General features: G+C 64.8%; 19 protein-coding genes. 6 read left to right on the plus strand and 13 right to left on the minus strand.

The window, feature by feature from the left end:
• Positions 1-232, minus strand: a 232-nt coding sequence (locus tag DW2_RS12495; RefSeq protein WP_038147104.1) for a recombinase family protein, incomplete at its 3' end; no start/stop codon positions are given.
• Positions 233-944: 712 nt separating this feature from the next.
• Here DW2_RS12495 and DW2_RS12505 point away from each other — a divergent pair.
• The gene (locus DW2_RS12505; protein WP_051856011.1) at positions 945-2,234 is read left to right on the plus strand and encodes a plasmid recombination protein; all 1,290 of its coding nucleotides are present in this window, start codon (positions 945-947) and stop codon (positions 2,232-2,234) included.
• Positions 2,221-2,745: a hypothetical protein gene (locus DW2_RS12510; RefSeq protein ID WP_156102970.1), complete on the plus strand. Its 525-nt coding sequence runs from the start codon at positions 2,221-2,223 to the stop codon at positions 2,743-2,745. The genes DW2_RS12505 and DW2_RS12510 overlap by 14 nt, the downstream gene beginning before the upstream one ends.
• Before the next feature lie 191 nt (positions 2,746-2,936).
• On the opposite strand, the gene DW2_RS12515 is transcribed toward DW2_RS12510, so the two are convergent.
• The 3 genes from DW2_RS12515 to DW2_RS12525 all read right to left on the minus strand — a co-directional run bounded on the left by DW2_RS12515 (position 2,937) and on the right by DW2_RS12525 (position 4,994).
• Positions 2,937-3,536, minus strand: a complete 600-nt coding sequence (locus tag DW2_RS12515; RefSeq protein ID WP_038147113.1) for an HNH endonuclease — start codon at positions 3,534-3,536, stop codon at positions 2,937-2,939.
• A gap of 166 nt (positions 3,537-3,702) precedes the next feature.
• Positions 3,703-4,365 carry an alpha/beta hydrolase gene (locus DW2_RS12520; protein WP_038147116.1) on the minus strand — a complete coding sequence of 221 codons (663 nt, stop codon included), beginning with the start codon at positions 4,363-4,365 and terminating at the stop codon, positions 3,703-3,705.
• Positions 4,362-4,994 (minus strand): DNA-3-methyladenine glycosylase family protein, encoded by a 633-nt coding sequence (locus tag DW2_RS12525; protein WP_051856013.1) that lies wholly within the window; start codon positions 4,992-4,994, stop codon positions 4,362-4,364. Before DW2_RS12525 ends, DW2_RS12520 begins: the two co-directional genes overlap by 4 nt.
• A gap of 65 nt (positions 4,995-5,059) precedes the next feature.
• Here DW2_RS12525 and DW2_RS12530 point away from each other — a divergent pair, with 65 nt between their 5' ends.
• A complete protein-coding gene (locus DW2_RS12530) occupies positions 5,060-6,283 on the plus strand; it encodes an MFS transporter (RefSeq protein WP_038147122.1) in 1,224 nt (407 codons plus the stop codon).
• Positions 6,284-6,447: 164 nt separating this feature from the next.
• Here the strand turns inward: DW2_RS12530 and DW2_RS12535 are convergent, their stop codons facing one another.
• A complete protein-coding gene (locus DW2_RS12535; RefSeq protein ID WP_038147123.1) occupies positions 6,448-6,948 on the minus strand; it encodes an Lrp/AsnC family transcriptional regulator in 501 nt (166 codons plus the stop codon).
• A gap of 168 nt (positions 6,949-7,116) precedes the next feature.
• On the opposite strand from DW2_RS12535, the gene trxB reads away from it, so the two are divergent.
• From trxB to DW2_RS12550, 3 genes are read left to right on the plus strand one after another with little or no spacing between them, the layout of a single operon-like run.
• Positions 7,117-8,067, plus strand: coding sequence for a thioredoxin-disulfide reductase (trxB, locus tag DW2_RS12540; RefSeq protein ID WP_156102971.1), 951 nt, complete (start codon positions 7,117-7,119; stop codon positions 8,065-8,067).
• Positions 8,064-8,543, plus strand: coding sequence for an RES family NAD+ phosphorylase (locus tag DW2_RS12545; RefSeq protein ID WP_051856014.1), 480 nt, complete (start codon positions 8,064-8,066; stop codon positions 8,541-8,543). The genes trxB and DW2_RS12545 overlap by 4 nt, the downstream gene beginning before the upstream one ends.
• 58 nt (positions 8,544-8,601) lie before the next feature.
• The gene (locus tag DW2_RS12550) at positions 8,602-9,147 is read left to right on the plus strand and encodes a VOC family protein (RefSeq protein WP_038147125.1); all 546 of its coding nucleotides are present in this window, start codon (positions 8,602-8,604) and stop codon (positions 9,145-9,147) included.
• Here DW2_RS12550 and DW2_RS12555 read toward each other — a convergent pair whose 3' ends face one another.
• From DW2_RS12555 to DW2_RS12590, 8 genes are all read right to left on the minus strand, one after another.
• A complete protein-coding gene (locus DW2_RS12555) occupies positions 9,148-10,197 on the minus strand; it encodes a threonine aldolase family protein (protein ID WP_038147127.1) in 1,050 nt (349 codons plus the stop codon).
• A complete protein-coding gene (locus DW2_RS12560; RefSeq protein WP_038147129.1) occupies positions 10,194-10,643 on the minus strand; it encodes a YcgN family cysteine cluster protein in 450 nt (149 codons plus the stop codon). The genes DW2_RS12555 and DW2_RS12560 overlap by 4 nt, the downstream gene beginning before the upstream one ends.
• Positions 10,644-10,683: 40 nt before the next feature.
• Positions 10,684-11,622: a bifunctional riboflavin kinase/FAD synthetase gene (locus DW2_RS12565; RefSeq protein WP_038147130.1), complete on the minus strand. Its 939-nt coding sequence runs from the start codon at positions 11,620-11,622 to the stop codon at positions 10,684-10,686.
• Between the two features lie 29 nt (positions 11,623-11,651).
• A complete protein-coding gene (locus DW2_RS12570; protein WP_038147340.1) occupies positions 11,652-12,095 on the minus strand; it encodes a MaoC family dehydratase in 444 nt (147 codons plus the stop codon).
• 135 nt (positions 12,096-12,230) lie between these two features.
• Positions 12,231-13,109 carry a TIGR01459 family HAD-type hydrolase gene (locus DW2_RS12575; RefSeq protein WP_038147132.1) on the minus strand — a complete coding sequence of 293 codons (879 nt, stop codon included), beginning with the start codon at positions 13,107-13,109 and terminating at the stop codon, positions 12,231-12,233.
• Positions 13,110-13,222: 113 nt separating this feature from the next.
• The gene (locus DW2_RS12580; protein ID WP_051856017.1) at positions 13,223-14,071 is read right to left on the minus strand and encodes a CpsD/CapB family tyrosine-protein kinase; all 849 of its coding nucleotides are present in this window, start codon (positions 14,069-14,071) and stop codon (positions 13,223-13,225) included.
• 13 nt (positions 14,072-14,084) lie between these two features.
• On the minus strand, positions 14,085-15,599 hold the full coding sequence (locus tag DW2_RS12585) for a GumC family protein (RefSeq protein WP_038147134.1): 1,515 nt from the start codon (positions 15,597-15,599) through the stop codon (positions 14,085-14,087).
• The gene (locus tag DW2_RS12590) at positions 15,592-16,488 is read right to left on the minus strand and encodes an ExeA family protein (RefSeq protein WP_051856022.1); all 897 of its coding nucleotides are present in this window, start codon (positions 16,486-16,488) and stop codon (positions 15,592-15,594) included. Before DW2_RS12590 ends, DW2_RS12585 begins: the two co-directional genes overlap by 8 nt.
• Positions 16,489-16,654 lie beyond the last annotated feature (166 nt).

Raw genomic sequence — 16,654 nt, forward strand, 5'->3', positions numbered from 1 at the left:
CGGTACTGATATCCCAGGTGCCACCGCGCGGGGCCGGAATGCCATCGCCGTTCAGCCGCTTGACGATCGCCTGCGTCGAATGCCCGTCCGCAAACTCGCGAAAGATGCGGCGCACGATCTCCGCCTCGTCGGGGTCGATCTCGCGGTTGAGCCCGTCGTCGCCGTCACGCTTGCGGTAGCCGTATGCGCTCGTGTGAAGCCGCTTCCGGGTGCCTGCACGACGATTTGTCAACAAGCCGTGATACCAAAGGTTTCCCTCGATATAAGCGGGAATATAAGGGCACCTGCCTTATTGAAGAAATGTTGCCCGATGTGGCGGCGAGGGAGCAACTGCTCGAATACTTTTTCTCTAACCATTCGCGCGCCATGCAGGTGCTTGAAGCCGTTGGCGTATTCTGTTTCCGGTGGTCGATGGACATTGACCTTGTCGGCTCAGAGACGGCGAAGACCATTCTATTTGATCGACTGGGGTTGCCCGCCGCGGAACGTTCATCTGAAGGCATTCTAGTTAATCGCAGAAAGCAACTGAAACGTCAGGACTCCGTCCTTGGGACGACCAGGGAGCTACAACCACGAGGGCTTCCCAATTCATACAAGAGGATAAGGCGCGGCCTGCCGGAACTGGTAAAGCAATCCATGGCGTAGGTTTTTTCTAGGCGTCGACCTTTCCTGCAAGAATTTGCCCAAAGCTTCACCCTGCGCAGTTTTCAAGCTGGCTGCGACTGACTATGCAAAGTCCGCTTTCCTATGCATAGTTACTGTTCGTGACCGGCGCAGCGAACGACCGCTCTCCACCCTTTGTGACTGAGCCTCCCGTAGTCGCCTAGCCGTCCCCGACACCCGCCTTGCAGGCACCCTCTAAGTAGATACCGGGGGAAATTCACAGCGATTTTTGCGCTGAATGACATGAACCCATTTCGATCTCACAAACACGGAGATCGACTATGTCATCAGCACCCAAAACCTACTACCCAATCGTCATGCGCATGCAGGGCATGCACCCCCGTAATCTCGCCGGTTACGAGAAGCACCGGACGCGCAGTGGGGGTGATCACGGCCATTGTGACAGCAGCCTGATGGCGCAAAACCGGCGCCTGATCGGCTCGGAAACCTGGGCACAAGATGCTTGGGACGAGATTCAAGACATGCGCCATGCGAACCATCTCCTCGAACTCGAGCAGTTGCGCCGTCGACGCCGGAAAACGGAGCTTAAGAATGCGCTTTTCCGCGGGCCGCGCGACCCTTGGCGCGCAACCCGGCACGGTCCGCTGCGCGAAATCATTCTGACCGTAAACAAAAAATGGTTCGATGAAGATCTGACAGAGTTTCTTGGAGAAAGCGGCCCGACGCGAGAAATGCAATTCGAGACTCGGGCCAAGGAGTGGCTCTTGACCAACTTCGGCGACGACTGCGTTCATGCACGCGCCGACCTCGACGAAACAGCGTATCATATCCACGCTGTGATCATTCCCCGCGCAGTGACAGCGGATGGTCGGCGTATGCTGCAGCCGGCGGTCCATCCGCTGATCCGCAGTTACGAGAAAGCGCAAGATAGCGTTGGTGAATGGTTCGCGGCGATTGGGCTCCGGCGCGGCGAGCGTCGCAAGCAAGCCCTGCGGGAGGCCCTTAAGCACAACAGGAAAGTCCGCGAAGCGCGCGCGAATGGGACGGTCGATCCTGGAGCCGAGGTCGCGTTGCCAGAACATCGCGATCACGTCAGCCCAAGAAGATGGCGCGAGAGCCAGGAGATTGAACTCGCCACTCGCGACAAGGTGGTGAAGAAGGCCGAGGAAACCCTCGCTGCCGAAAAATCGGCGCTCGCAGATCAAGAGCGTACCGTCACGCAGCAGCAACAAGACGCACAGTCAGTGCTCGAAGTCGCCGCTGCGGTGGCCGATGGCTACGTGGATATCGTGTCCGATTTGAACGAGACGGCGCGACAGGACACTCAAGCCGATACGGCATTGCCGGTGCAGACCCTTTTTGGGCGCGCGCTCGAGGTTCTCCGACAACGAGCACGCAAAGAAGCACGCGCCGAACTCGCAGATGAGTTCGCGCAGATTGCCGCGGCGGACGCAGCGCTTCTCGAGATCGCGAAAACGCTGCCCGACAAAGCCCGGCAGCGTCTCGCTCAAGCGCGCAGATCGCTTTCGTTGCCGCTGAATGCGCTTCGCCGCCGCTTGTCGCGCGTCCACTCGAACGACACCGATCGAGGCCCGGATGAGAAAACCTAAAAAAGTTCGCGAATTCGATTTCCGCGCTCAGCGCGATGAACCCACCTCATCATCAGCGGCCAAGAAGCTTCGCGACAGGCGCGAGGCGGACGCTGCAATGACCGCCACGAAAGGATTGGACCACATGGCACAGAAAAACCGACATCCCGTCATCGACTGGAACCGCATGACCGACCGCCAACGGCAAATGAAAGCCCGCGCCGAAAACCTCACCGCACAGATTGCTGTCGACCAGCACCGGGAACATGACCGCGCGAACAAAGCGCTCTTCGCAAGCCTCGAGAGCGTCTTGGCCCAGCTGGCGGGTACCCCCAAGGCAGTCGAATTTTTCCGCCTGTTCAGCGAAACCGCCACGCTGGCGAACGCCAAGCGGATTGCAAACCACCCCGACTGCCCGAGCGTCGTGCGCGACGAGATCGCGCAGCGGATCGAAAAGACTGCCGCTACCCGTGGCAACGAAGGCGTTGCACGCGCTGCGCTCGGGAAATCGGACCATGCCGGCGAAGACTGACCGGCATTAGATCACCCAACACGAACATGAGAAGGGCGCGGTGCAATCCGCGCCCTTTCTCGTTATCACGGGCTACTCATTGGCTGGGCAGCGATCGAAATGCACCGGCGCAGTCCGGTGCGATCAGCCAATTGAGCACCGCAGAGGCACTCCGCTGACAACTATCGGTCGGGTTAGGCCCCCTGCCCCGTTCAGGCCTCCAGCTCGGTGTCCCAGTAGAGGAAGTCCATCCAGCTCTCGTGCAGGTAGCCGGGCGGGAAGCGGCGGCCGATGCGCAGCATGTCCTCGGGCGCGGGCTGGCGTGCGGGTTTGAGCAGTTTCAGCCCGCAGCGATCGAGGGGCTTGTTCGCCTTCTTGAGGTTGCACGGCGCGCAGGCAGCCACCACGTTCTCCCAGCTGGTGATCCCGCCGCGCGAGCGCGGAATGACGTGGTCGAAGGTCAGATCGCCCTTGGCGCCGCAATACTGGCAGCGGAATTCGTCCCTCAGAAAAAGATTGAAGCGCGTGAAAGCCACGCGCTTCTGGGGTCGGACATATTCTTTCAGGACGACGACGGAGGGGATCTTGAAGGCCTGCCTCTGGCTGCGCACCACATCGTCATATTCGGCGAGTATCGTGACCCGGTCGAGGAAGACCGCCTTGATCGCCTCCTGCCAGGGCCAGAGCGAAAGCGGATAATAGGAAAGCGGTCGGAAATCTGCGTTGAGCACGAGCGCGGGGTAATTTCTCAGCGCCGCGGGTTCACGGGTGAATTGCGTTCGAAAATCGGTCCTGTCGCACTCGTCCAGCATGAGTGACTCCGTCCTCGCCCTGTTGCCGCCTCTGGCCCAGGGGCGGGGGACCGCCCCTGCCTGAAATTAACTATATATGGCGTTCGCGATCTGGCAAGCCTCTTGATGTCGCAAAATTCTGCCCTGCGGCATGGCTAGCAAAGCGGTATGACAGGGAAATGACGGATCAGCCGGGAAGCTTGTCGCGCAGGAAGGCCAGCGCCACCGAGAGACCGTCGGGCGCGATCCCGTGGCCCGTCCCCTTCATCACATGGGCATAGGTATCGAACCCGGCCGAGACCAGCGCGTCGCCCGCCTTGCCCATATCCGCGAAGGGCACGACCGGGTCCTGATCGCCATGCACGAGCAGGACGGGGGGCTTGCTCAGTGCCTCCGCGCCGAGCGCCTCGGGGCGCAGCAGCCGTCCGGAGAAGGCGACGAGCCCGGCAACGGGTTCGGGCCGACGCGGCAGAACCTCGAGCGCCATCATCGTGCCCTGGGAAAACCCGATCACCGCGAGATTGGCGGGCGCGAGGTCCTCCTGTGCGAGGAGCCCGTCGAAAAAGGCGTCGAGATCCGCCGCGGCCTGGCGCAGCCCTTCCGCCGATTCCGCCTCGCTGGAATTGTCGAGCCAGGGGATCGGGAACCATTGCCGCCCATAGGGCGCGGCGCGGCAGGCCTCGGGAGCGTCGGGGGCGACGAAGAGCGTGTCGGGCATGTGCGGGGCGAGCGGGTCGGCCAGCCCCAGCAGGTCCGCCCCATCCGCACCATAGCCATGCAGGAAAACTACGGCCGATTTGACCTTCCCCGATTCCGGCGCCTTGCGGCCGGCCTCCAGCGCGCGCGTCATGGCGCCACTCCTTCTCGTTGCTTGCAGGCCGCGTAATAGGCCCAGAGCCCGCGCGCGGCAACCGCGCGCCAGGGCGACCAGGCGGCCGAAATCTCGTTGAACGCCTTGCGCTTGGGCCGCTCGGGGAGGCCGAGAAGAAGCCGCGCCCCTTCGGCGAGCGCCAGATCGTCCACGGCGAAGACATCGGCGCGCCCGAGCGCGAAGATCAGGTACATCTCGACCGTCCAGCGCCCGATGCCGGGGATCGGAAGCAGCGCGGCGATCACGTCTTCGTCAGGCAGGCTGCGAAGCCCGTCGAAATCGACGCCCGATCCGGCGAGCGCCTGAAGATAGCGCACCTTCTGGCGCGAGAGGCCGCAGCCGCGCAGGGCCTCTTCCGAGGCTGCCGCGATCGCCGCGGGCTCGGCGAAGCCGGCATCGATCACCTTGGCGCGGATCGAATTGGCCGCCGCCACCGAGACCTGCTGGCCGATGATCGCATCGCGCAGGGCGGCGAACCCGTCCTCGCGACGGCGCAGCGGCCAGGGTCCGGTCAGCTCGCATACCTGCGCGAACCGCGGTTCGGCGCGACAGAGCCACTCGGTGCCTTCCGCGATGTCGTCTTCGCAAGTGATGATACGTCCGACCATGTGCCGCACCCTGCCCCATCGCGCGCGCGCTTGCCAGCCCCCTTCGCTCGGGCTAGCAAGCATTCATGAGCGATATCACCGCCCCTCTGGCCCCGCGCGAAAAACGCAACACGATCATCCTGGTCCTCGCCCAGGCGATCCTCGGCGCGCAGATGCCGATGATCTTCACCGTGGGCGGTCTGGCGGGTCAGATGCTCGCGCCCAATGCCTGTTTCGCGACCCTGCCGATCTCGATGATCGTGCTGGGCTCGGTCCTCTCCGCCCAGCCGCTCTCGGAATTCATGGCCGCGCGCGGACGGCGCGCAGGTTTCATCCTCGCGAATGGCTTCGGGGCGACGGGGGCGGCGATCGCGGCCTATGCGCTCTATATCGGCTCCTTCTGGCTCTTCATGCTGGGGTCGCTGCTGACGGGCACCTACATGTCGGCGCAAGGGTTCTACCGCTTCGCCGCGACCGACACGGCAAGCCCCGAGTTCCAGCCCAAGGCGATCTCCTATGTGCTGGCCGGGGGCCTCTTCGCGGCGATCCTCGGCCCGCAACTGGTGAAGCTCACGAGCCAGGCGATGCTGGTTCCCTTCCTCGCGACCTATCTCGCGATCATCGCGATCAACGCGCTCGGGCCGTTCCTCTTCGCCTTCCTCGACATTCCCGCCCCGGGCCGGCGCGACAAGAGCGCCCCGCTTCAGGGACGCACACGGCGCGAATTGCTGCGCGATCCGGTGATCGTGGTGGCGATGATCTGTGCGATGGTGTCCTACGCACTGATGAACCTCGTGATGACCTCGACCCCGCTCGCCGTGGTCGGCTGCGGTTTCGAACAGGGGGACGCGGCCAATATCGTCTCGGCCCATGTGCTCGCGATGTATATCCCGAGCTTCTTCACCGGCCATCTGATCGCGCGTTTCGGCAAGCAGACGATCGTGGGACTGGGCCTCGTGATCCTCGCAGGCGCGGGCGCCGTGGCTCTGACCGGGGTGGAACTCGACAAGTTCTACCTCGCGCTGATCCTGCTCGGCCTGGGCTGGAATTTCGGCTTCATCGGCGCGACCGCGATGCTCGCCTCGGCGCATACGCCCGAGGAACGCGGCCATGTTCAGGGAATGAACGATTTCGTGGTCTTCGGCGGCGTCTTCCTCGCCTCGCTCTCGTCCGGCGGGTTGATGAACTGCCTCGAGGGCGGCAATGCGCAGGCGGGCTGGCAGGCGGTCAATATCGCCATGCTGCCTTTCCTGACGCTCGCAGGCGGCGCGCTGATCTGGCTGACGATGCGCCCCAAGGATACCCGCTGAAGGGGGCTCCGCCCCCGCGGCTGCGCCGCTCCCCCGGGGTATTTTCGACTAGATGAAGCGACGCGGTTCGCCGTCGGGCCTCATCAAATATCCCGGGGCGTGAATTCGCGTTCGCGAAGAGAGGGGCAGCGCCCCTCTGTCCCGCACTGGGGGCCGGAGAACGCTCAGGCGAGCTTGGCGATGCGCTCCTCGAGCACGTCGAAGGGCACGCCGGGCTCGTCCTTGGCGCAGCGGATGACGAGCGAGGTCTTGACGCTCGCGACATTCTCGGCCGCTGTCAGTTCACCGGTCAGGAAGCTCTGGAAGCTCGACAGGTCGGGCGCCACGCATTTGAGCACGAAATCGATCTCGCCATTGAGCATGTGGCATTCGCGCACGAGCGGCCAGGCCCGGCAGCGCGCCTCGAAGGCCGAGAGATCCGACTCGGCCTGGCTGTGCAGCCGCACCATCGCGAAGACCTGCACTTCAAAACCCAGTTCGCGGGGATTCACATCGGCATGGTAGCCACGAATGTACCCGGCTTCTTCCAGCGTGCGGACCCGGCGCAGGCAGGGCGGCGCCGAGATCCCCACCCGCTTGGCGAGTTCGACATTCGTCATCCGGCCGTCCGCCTGAAGCTCGGCGAGAATCTTGCGGTCGATGTCGTCGAGCCGGGAAGTGGGCATCTTGAAATAATCCTTCGTGACTTGCTGCGGAACTTACCTGCGGGAGAGAGGATGCGCAATAATATTTCGCAAGCCTCTCCGCAAGGGCAATTCGCGGGGTATCGGAGGGGGTTTTCGCCGGAGCGGGAGCCGACTATATCCGACAGGCGCAATCTGAAGGAGACGGGGATGTCCGAGACGAAGAAAACCAAGGTTCTGATCATCGGTTCGGGCCCGGCGGGCTACACCGCGGCGGTCTACGCCTCGCGCGCGATGCTCGAGCCGGTGCTGGTGCAGGGCATCCAGCCGGGCGGGCAGCTCACGATCACCACCGAGGTCGAGAACTGGCCGGGCGAATCCGAGATCCAGGGCCCCGACCTGATGGTGAAGATGGAAGAGCACGCCCGCGCGATGGGCACCGAGATCATCATGGACACGATCACCGATCTCGACGTCTCCAAACGCCCCTTCGTGGCCACCGGCGATTCGGGCACGCGTTACGAGGCCTCCGCGGTGATCCTCGCCACCGGCGCGCAGGCGAAGTGGCTCGAGATCCCGTCGGAAGAGAAATTCAAGGGCTTCGGCGTCTCGGCCTGCGCGACCTGCGACGGGTTCTTCTATCGCGGCAAGGAAGTGGTGGTGATCGGCGGCGGAAACACCGCGGTCGAAGAGGCGCTTTTCCTGACCAATTTCGCCTCCAAGGTCACGCTGATCCATCGCCGCGACACGCTGCGCTCGGAGAAGATCCTGCAAGAGCGGCTGTTCAAGAACCCGAAGGTCGAGATCGAGTGGAACCACACGGTCGAGGAGATCCTCGGCACGGAAGCGCCTTTGGGCGTGACCGGCGTGCGGGTGAAATCGACCGTGGACGGGTCGGAGAAGGTGATCCCCTGTGACGGGTTCTTCGTGGCGATCGGCCATGCGCCGGCCTCCGAACTGGTCAAGGACAGTCTCAAGATGCAGCAAGGCGGCTATGTCTGGGTCGAGCCGGGCTCGACCCGCACCTCGGTGCCGGGCGTCTTCGCCGCGGGCGACCTGACCGATCACACCTATCGTCAGGCGGTGACCTCGGCCGGCATGGGCTGCATGGCCGCGCTCGATGCCGAGCGCTGGCTGGCCGAGCAGGGCGAGGCCGAGTGATCCCATATCAGGGCACGGTCTGGCGGATCCTCTCTGCCGACCGCGCAGGCAATGCATGTGAACCGGCCCGCCATCCGGAGGGCCGGTTTCATCATTCCGGGCAGGTGGCGCTTTACGCCTCGCCGAGCGCGGAAGGGGCCGCTGTCGCCCTGCGCCGCTATGTAGGCGTGGGCGATCCGCCGCGGGTGATCGTGCCCCTGCAGATCAGGGCAGAGATCATGGCAGGCCTGCGCGACACGCCAGACCAGGCTGCGGCCTCGGTGGTCTGGCAGGATATGCGCGCGACTGGCGTGCCCTCGCCCACCTGGACCTTCTCGGACCGGGTGCGGGCCAGTGGCGCTCAGGGGCTGATCTATGCCTCGCGCAGCCGGCCGGATCTGAGCCATCTCGTGCTGTTCGACGTCTCGCCCCGAACGGTGCAGCAGGCAGGCCCCGCCGACCCCTGGCATCCGCCCTACCTCGTCCCGTCTGCGTGAGCGGTCACTGATCTGTCGCGCACGCCCTCTAGCTTTGAGCGAGCTGGAGGAAATCATCATGCGCTGGCGCGGGGTCAATCACGTCGAATTCTCGGTACTCGACTACGAGAACTCCATCGCCTTCTACGATGCGATGTTCGGCTGGCTCGGCTATCGCAGTTTCTGGACGCTCGATATCGGCTATCGCTCGACCTATTACATGGCGCGCTTCCCGATGCCGCATTCCTATATCGGCATCCAGCCCGCGCGCTCGGGCGGGAAACTGGATCACGAGGCGCGGGCGGTGGGCATCCATCACGTCGCACTCTGGGCGCGCTCGCGGGCCGAGGTCGATGCGTTTCACCGTGACTTCCTGATCCCGCGCGGGCTACCGGTGACGGACGCGCCGCAGGAATATTCCGTCTATGCGCCGGGCTATTACGCGGTGTTCTTCGACGATCCGATCAACGGGATTCACTGGGAGCTGGCGCATATTCCGCGCATCCCAGGGCCTGGCGCGATACGGCGCTTTCGCGCGGCTCTGAAGGCCGCACAAAAAGATCATCCCGAATGGGACGGCCCGCCCGAGAAACTCGCCTTTCGCGACCTGCCCGGGCGGCGCTGATCAGGCGAGATGACCGAGGAAGGCGTCGATTTCCTCGGGGGTCGTGGCCCAGGAGCAGACGAGGCGAGCGGCGAGCAGTTCGTCCTCGGGGCCTTCCAGAGATTGGTCGAAGGGCCAGAGATAGTAATAGGCCCCGGCCTGATGCGCGCGTTTGTGCGCCCCGCGCGGGAAGGCTGCGAAGACCGCGTTGGCCTGGGTCGGATGGATCAGCTTCGCGCCCGGAACCGAGCGGATGCCCTCGGAGAGTTTGCGCGCCATGTCATTGGCATGGCGGGCGGTCTTCAGCCACAGGTCATCCTCGAGATAGGCCTTCATCTGCGCCGCGAGGAAGCGGTGCTTGGAGAAAAGATGCCCGCCCCGCTTGCGGCGCAGCTCGAATTCCCAGGCACGCTTGGGATCGAAGATCACCACCGCCTCGACGCCCATGCAGCCGTTCTTCGTCCCACCGAAGCTGAGCACGTCGACGCCCGCCTTCCAGGTCATCTCGGCCGGCGTGCAGCCCACCGCGACCAGAGCATTGGCAAAGCGCGCCCCGTCCATATGGACCGGCAGGTGGAAGCGGCGCGCGACCTCGGTCAAAGCCGCGACCTCGGCGGGCGAATAGACCGCGCCTGCCTCGGTCGAGTTGGTGATCGAGACCATGCCGCGCTGGACGTTATGGATGCCGCCCCGGCCGGTATGTGCGATGGTCCGCGCGAGCAGTTCCGGGTCCATCTTCGCATCCGGCCCATCGACCAGCGTCAGCTTCGAGCCATTCGTGTAGAACTCCGGCGCGCCGCATTCGTCTTCCTCGATATGCGCGTTTCGGTGGCAGAAGATCGCGCCCCAGGGTTGGGTCAGGATCGCGCAGGAGAGCGCGTTCGCCGCCGTGCCGGTCGCAACCAGATAGACGCGCGCCTCGGGCGCTTCGAAGATCTCGCGGATGCGCGCCTGCACGCCTTCGGTGATCGGGTCGTCGCCATAGGAATGGACATGGCCGTCATTGGCGGCGGCGAGCCCGTCGAGAATGGCGGGATGCGCGCCGGATGTATTGTCGGAGGCAAAATTCATGAGAGGTCCTCGATCGTGTATTCGTCCCATTCTTCTTCCGGCACCTCGAATTCGGGCACCGTCCAGCCGCGTACGCTCTGATCCGCGTCATGCACGCTCTCGCGCGAGCCGGAAATCAGGTAGTGCCAGTCTTCGAGCGGCTTGCCCTCGTAGCGCAGCCGGTAGGCGCAGGTCGCCGGCATCCAATAGGCGATCTTGTGGATCGTCTTGGGACTCAGCGTCACGCATTCGGGCACGAATTGGTGGCGGATGTCGTATTGGGTGCAGCGGCAGGTCTCGCCATCGAGCAGACGGCAGGCGACGCGGGTGAAGACCACCTCGCCCGTATCCTCGTATTCGAGCTTGTTCAGGCAGCATTTTCCGCAGCCGTCGCACAGCGCCTCCCACTCGGGAGGCGTGAGCTTCTGCAGCGGCAAGGTCCAGAATTCGGGGCGCAACTTGGTCATGGCGCGGAAACTGACCGAAGGGGCGGGAAATGGAAAGGGGTCACGCAGCGGCGAGCACGTCACGCGCGCGTGCGCAATCGGCGGCCATCTGCTCGGTCAACGCTTCGAGACTGTCGAATTTCATCTCGGGGCGTAGGTATTCGACCAGCGCGACCGAGACATGCTCGCCATAGAGGCTGCCGTCGAAATCGAAGATGAAGGTTTCGAGATTGGGGGCGTTCTCGCCGAACATCGGACGCACGCCGAGGCTCGCCGCGCCCCGGTACTGGCCCCGATGCGGCCCGGTGAGCACGTCGAATTTCACCGCGTAGACCCCGAGTTTGGGCAGGTGCAGCCCCGCGACCGACATGTTCGCGGTCGGATAGCCCAGATCGCGCCCGCGCTTGTCGCCATGCAGGACCTCGCCCTCGATCCGGTGCAGGTGCCCGAGCATCGCTGTCGCGTCGCCCGGACGGCCCTCGCTGAGCGCGGTGCGGATCGCGGTCGAGGAGGCCTCCACCCCGTCGACATGCAGAAGCGGCGCGATGGTGACCGCAAAGCCGTATTCGCGCCCGAGAGCCTCGAGCGTCTGCGCATCCCCCTCGCGCCCCTTGCCGAAGCGGAAATCGCCCCCCACCGCGACATGCGAGATGCCAAGCCCCTCGGCGAGCACGTCGCGGGCGAAGCGCTCGGCGGTCATGTCGGCCAGTTCGGCCGCGAAGGGCAGCTCGAACAGCCGCTCGACGCCGAGCTTGGCGAGACGGTTCGCCCGTGCTTCGGGGTTCATCAACCGAAACGGCGCGAGCGTCTTGCCCGCGCGGGCGGCGAAGAATTCCCGCGGATGGGGTTCGAAGGTGATCACCCCGAGCGGGGCGTGCCGCCCGCGCGCGTGGTCGATGACCGACTGATGCCCCAGATGGATGCCGTCGAAATTCCCCATCGCGACAGAGGCGCCACGGGCCGCGGTCTCGAGCGATTTCCAGTCGGTGTAGTGCTTCATCACCCCGCCTTCCGGCGGGGTCCGCCGGATCAGTCGAACTTGCGCGACGGCGCCAGAACCAGCGCCTCGCCCTTCAGCACCACCGTATCGCCCACCGCGCAGTGGGTTTCAAGCGTGACACGGCGGCGCGAATGGTCGATCGCGATCACCTTGACCTCGGCATAGACGACATCGCCGGGACGCACGGGAGCCATGAATTTCAGCGACTGGCCCAGATAGACCGTGCCATGGCCGGGAAGCTGCTCGCCGATCACCGCGGAAATCAGACCAGCGGTCAGCATCCCATGCGCGATTCGACCCTCGAAGATGGTGTCCTGCGCATAGGCGTCGTCGAGATGAACGGGATTTCGGTCGGTCGAGACCTCGGCGAACATCTCGATATCGCGGTCGGCGATCTCCTTGCGCAGGTAGCGCACCATCCCGATTTCCAGATCCTCGATGCAGATCGTGCCGCGGGGGATATTGTCGAGCATGTCCATAGATCCCTGCCGGAAGGTCCATATTGCAACGCGGCATAGCACATGCAGCATCGCGCACACAATATGCGTGCGCAACTTTTTTACCTCAATCGAATATCATACGCAACAAAGTTGCCGCGTGAATTTCCCTCAGCGCAGGGTGCCGATCGTGTAGAGCGGATCGACCTGGCGTGCACCCAGCCAGCCGCGCAGCAGTTCCGGATCGGGATTCTCGCGGTCCGGCCCGAACTGGTCATGCGCGAGACCGCCGGACACGAAGAGGCAGTCGATCCCCTCGCCCGCCGCGCCCGGCACATCGGTGTTCACGCCATCGCCGATCGCCAGGATGCGGCTGTCCTCGGCCCCGCCGATGCTCGACAGGCGACGCCGCGCGAGGTCGTAGATCGGCGGATGCGGCTTGCCGAAATACATCGCCTCGCCGCCCATATCCTCGTAGAGCGCCGCGAGCGCGCCCGCGCAGTAGATCCGCTTGTCGCCCATATCGACGACGATATCGGGATTGGCGCAGAGCATCGGCAGTTCGCGCAGCTTCGCGAGGAGGAACTTCGCCCGGTAATCCTCGGGCACCTCGGTCTCTTCCTCGAAGGGGCCGGTGCAGACGATCCCTTCGGCCTGCTCGAAATCGACACGCTCGATATCGGCCTGGCCCTGCCATTCCTCGGGCACCTCGGTGAAGAACCCGTCATCCTTCGACGGCCCGAGATGCCAGACCTTGCGGCCCACCGCGCCCGCGAACATCGCGTCCTGCGCCGCATCGCCCGAGGAGACCACGAGGTCGTAGGCGTTGCGCGGGCAGCCCATCTTGTCGAGCGCGCGCATCACGAATTTCGACGGGCGCGGCGCGTTGGTCAGAAGCACGACCTTGCCGCCGCGCGCGCGGAAGTCCTGCAGCGCCTCGACCGCGTCCGGGAACGGTGCCACCCCGTTGTGAAGGCAGCCCCAGAGATCGCAGAACAGCACGTCATAGGGTTTGGAGATTTCAGCGAGCGATTGGATGATGCGGGTCATGGCTGCCTTTCGGAACGAGAATTGGGCGCGCGGTCGGCGCGCGGCCCCGATGGGCCCGCGCCGCATTACCCGGGCTATATGGCATGTGCGTGACGGAAGGCAAAGAGCCGGTATCAGCCCTCGGCCTCGTAGTCGTAGCCGTATCCGTACCCGTATTCGGGCGCGGCGAAGCGAAACTTGTTCACCACCACGCCCATAACATTGGTCCGCTCCGCCAGTTCGCGCTCGCAAAGGTCGATCTGCTTGATCGTGCTCTCTTCGGCAGCGGCGATGATGAGCACGCAATCCACGTGTTCGGCCAGCGCCAGCGTGTCGTCGCTCACCAGCACCGGGGCGGTATCGAAGATCACCAGGTCGGGCGCATAGATCGCCTCGATCCGCTTGAGCGCCTGCGGCGTGGTGCTCGCGTTGAGAAGCTCCGAGGGGCGCCCGGCCGGGCGCGAATTGACCCCGAGGGCGAAATTGTCGCCGATCCGGCGCGCATGGTCGGCAAATTCGGCCGCTCCCGTGAACACGTCCGACATCTGCGGCCCGGGCGGCTCGCTCTGCTCGATCTGAAGGAGACGGGCCAGCGTAGGTCGGCGCAGATCCGCCTCGATCAGGAGCGAATAGAGCTCATGCTGGCGCGCGAAGCTGAAGGCGAGATTGAGCGCGATGGTCGATTTCCCGCATCCCGCCGTGGGCGAGGTGATCGCGAGACGCGTCCAGCCATTGGTGCGCATCTGCTGCAGGATCTTGGTTCGCATCAGGTCGAAAGGCGCGGCCTCCGCCCCGCCCTCGCGCGCGACCACGCGGCTCGTGCGCAGCTGGACCGGGTTCGGCTCGAAGGGCTTGAGCGCATTCCAGGCACCGCCCACGTGTCCGGCCCGCTGGTTCACCATCACATCGCCAGCCGAGCGCGCCAGCCCCACCATGCGTGCGGCCCGGGCCTTGGCTATCGCGTCGCGCAGTCGTTCCGCCATCGGACCCTCCCCCTCAGAACAGCAAGTCGAGCGGCATGTAGAGCATGCCGAACAGCGTGACCACGGCGAGCAGCGCCGCGAGGATCATTCCCGAGGAGATCAGGATCTTCCGCCGCCTGCGCGCGACATCCGCCGGGGTCGAGATATAGGGCAGCGTCGCGAAGGCGCTGATCCCCAGCCGCAGCGAGAGGTCCTCCGGGCGCCGGATCCCGGGATTGAGGAACTCGCGTCCCGCAATCAGCATAAGGCCGAGCACGAAGCCCGCCCCCAGCCCGGCCAGCGTGATTGTCTTGCGGTTGGGCTTGATCGGCTCGAGCGGCGCCACCGCCTGGTCGATCACCGTCAGCTTCTCGCCCTTGGCCAGCGACTCGATCGTGTCGCCGGTCTCGGCCAGGGAGCGCGACTTGGCCGCTCGGTCATATTGTTCGGAGAGATTGTCGTAATCGCGCTGCAGCGCCTCGAGGGAGGCCGCATTGGCGGGAACCTGGGCGATCGCGTCGCGCAATTGCGTGATCTGGGCCTGCGCCGCCTCTTCGCGGGCCTGCGCGGCGAAGAGTTCGTTCTGGTATTCCCGGAGCTTCTGGTCGAAGGCGGAGCCCAGGGGCGAAGCGGTCGCCCCGGCATCCGCCTCGGCATCCAGGGACGCGATCTGCGCCCCGAGCGAGGCGAGCCGCGGATCCTCCTCGGGCAGCACAAGCTTGAGCGCGTCGCGCTGCGCTTCGAGCCGGGCCCGCTCGCGCGCCTTGGGCGGATAGATCGCGTCGAGATCCACGGTTGCGCCCGAGGCCTCGCGGCGCCGGACCAGGCGCTCCTGCTCGTTCTTCACCGCGTCGATCGCAGCCGCGCGTTCGGCCTTGCCCGCCTCGAGGGCGTTGAGCTGGTCGCGCAGCAGCGGCAGGCGCTCGGGCAGCGCAGAGGCGTGATCCTCCTTGAACCTGAGGATCGCCGCGGAGGCTTTCGACAGCTCCATCGACAGCCGTTCCACCTCGCGCGCGAAGAAATCCAGCGTATCGCGCGCGGTGCGGGTGCGGATATCGCTGTCTTCCTTGAGCACATGCGTCACCAGCTCGTTGGCCACCCGTGCCGCGAGGGTCGGATCACCCGCCCGGTAGGAAATGTTGAGAAAGGTCGCGTCCTTCGTGTCCCCGCCCGTCCCGGCGGCCCCGTCGATCGAAATCGTGATATCATTCGTCATCGCCGCGAAGATCGCGTCGGGGTCGCGCGCCCCGGACTCGGTGACGAGGAGCGGGTAGAGCTCCATCCGGCGCGCGATGTCGAGCAGGCTCTCGCGGGCGAGCACCCGCTTGCGGATCACCTGCAGCTTCGCCCGCGTTTCCGTTCGCACGGTCGAGCTGGCGAGCTGGTTCGGGATCCGGTCGCCCTCGACCACGATCAACGCATCGGCCCGGTAGATCGGCGTGATCGCTCGGGCGATGATCAGCCCGGCCATCGTGCCGAGCAATGTCAGCAGGATCAGCCAGTGCAGCCGCCGCCCGAGCAAAGCCGCATAGAAGCGCAGATCACGCATCCCGCCCTCCCTGCCCCGGCGTGGCGCCCGCGCGCGGAACCTGCTGCGGGCTTTCGCGCTGCGTCTCGACAGGCAGATAGAAGACATTGTCCTCGATCACCTTGTCGATGATCTCCCCGGTCACCAGTTCGGAGCGGGCGGAATAGGCATAGACAAGGCCGAGATCGGCCAGCTGGTTCATCAGCCGCGGAATGCCGCCGCAATGGCCATGGACCTTTTGGGCTGCCTCCGCGGTGAAGATCTGCCGCCGCGCGCCCGCCACCTCGAGACGGTGCTCGATATAGGGCCGGGCGCAGTCGTCCGGGAGCGGACCGAGATGGAAGCCCGCCGACACCCGCTGCGCGAACTGGCGCAGCTCGGGCCGGGCGATCAGGTCGCGCAGTTCCGGCTGCCCCATCAGGATGAGCTGGACAAGTTCGTCCTTGTCGGCATTGATATTGGTGATCATGCGCAGCTCTTCGAGCACGCCCGCCTCGAGGTTCTGCGCCTCGTCGATCACCACCACGACGCGCCGCCCGGCGGCATATTCCGAAATCAGGAACTGCTGAAACCGGTCATAGATCAGGACATAATCCTCGCCGGGTTCGATGCGCTGCCCCAGCGAGAGCATGATCCAGCGGATCATGTCGTCCCGCCCGCCGCGTGCGTTCGACACCAGCCCGATCGTCACATGCTCCGACAGCGTCGTCATGAGATGGCGCAGCAGCGTGGTCTTGCCCGCCCCCACCTCGCCGGTGATCAAGGTGATCGGCGCACGCGAGAAGAGCCCGTATTCGAGCATGGTCGCGGCATGACGATGCTCGGGCGACCAGAAAATGAAATCGGGATCGGGCAGCAGCGAAAAGGGACGCTCCGCGAGCCCGAAGAAACCTGTATAGATGTCGTCCATGCCTGTATCCGGGCCTTTGGCCTCTTTGAATTCGCGCAAGTGAAGCGGAAAGCGGCGAAAATCTCAAGAATTCGTTGGCAAAAGCGACAAGATGACGCCCATCTGCCGCAGATCGGGGCTCCCCGCGCAACCCTGGGTGGTTCACGCCCCCTGCCCCACCAAGAGA

Origin of the sequence: Thioclava atlantica (assembly GCF_000737065.1) — a bacterium.
Lineage (GTDB): Bacteria > Pseudomonadota > Alphaproteobacteria > Rhodobacterales > Rhodobacteraceae > Thioclava > Thioclava atlantica.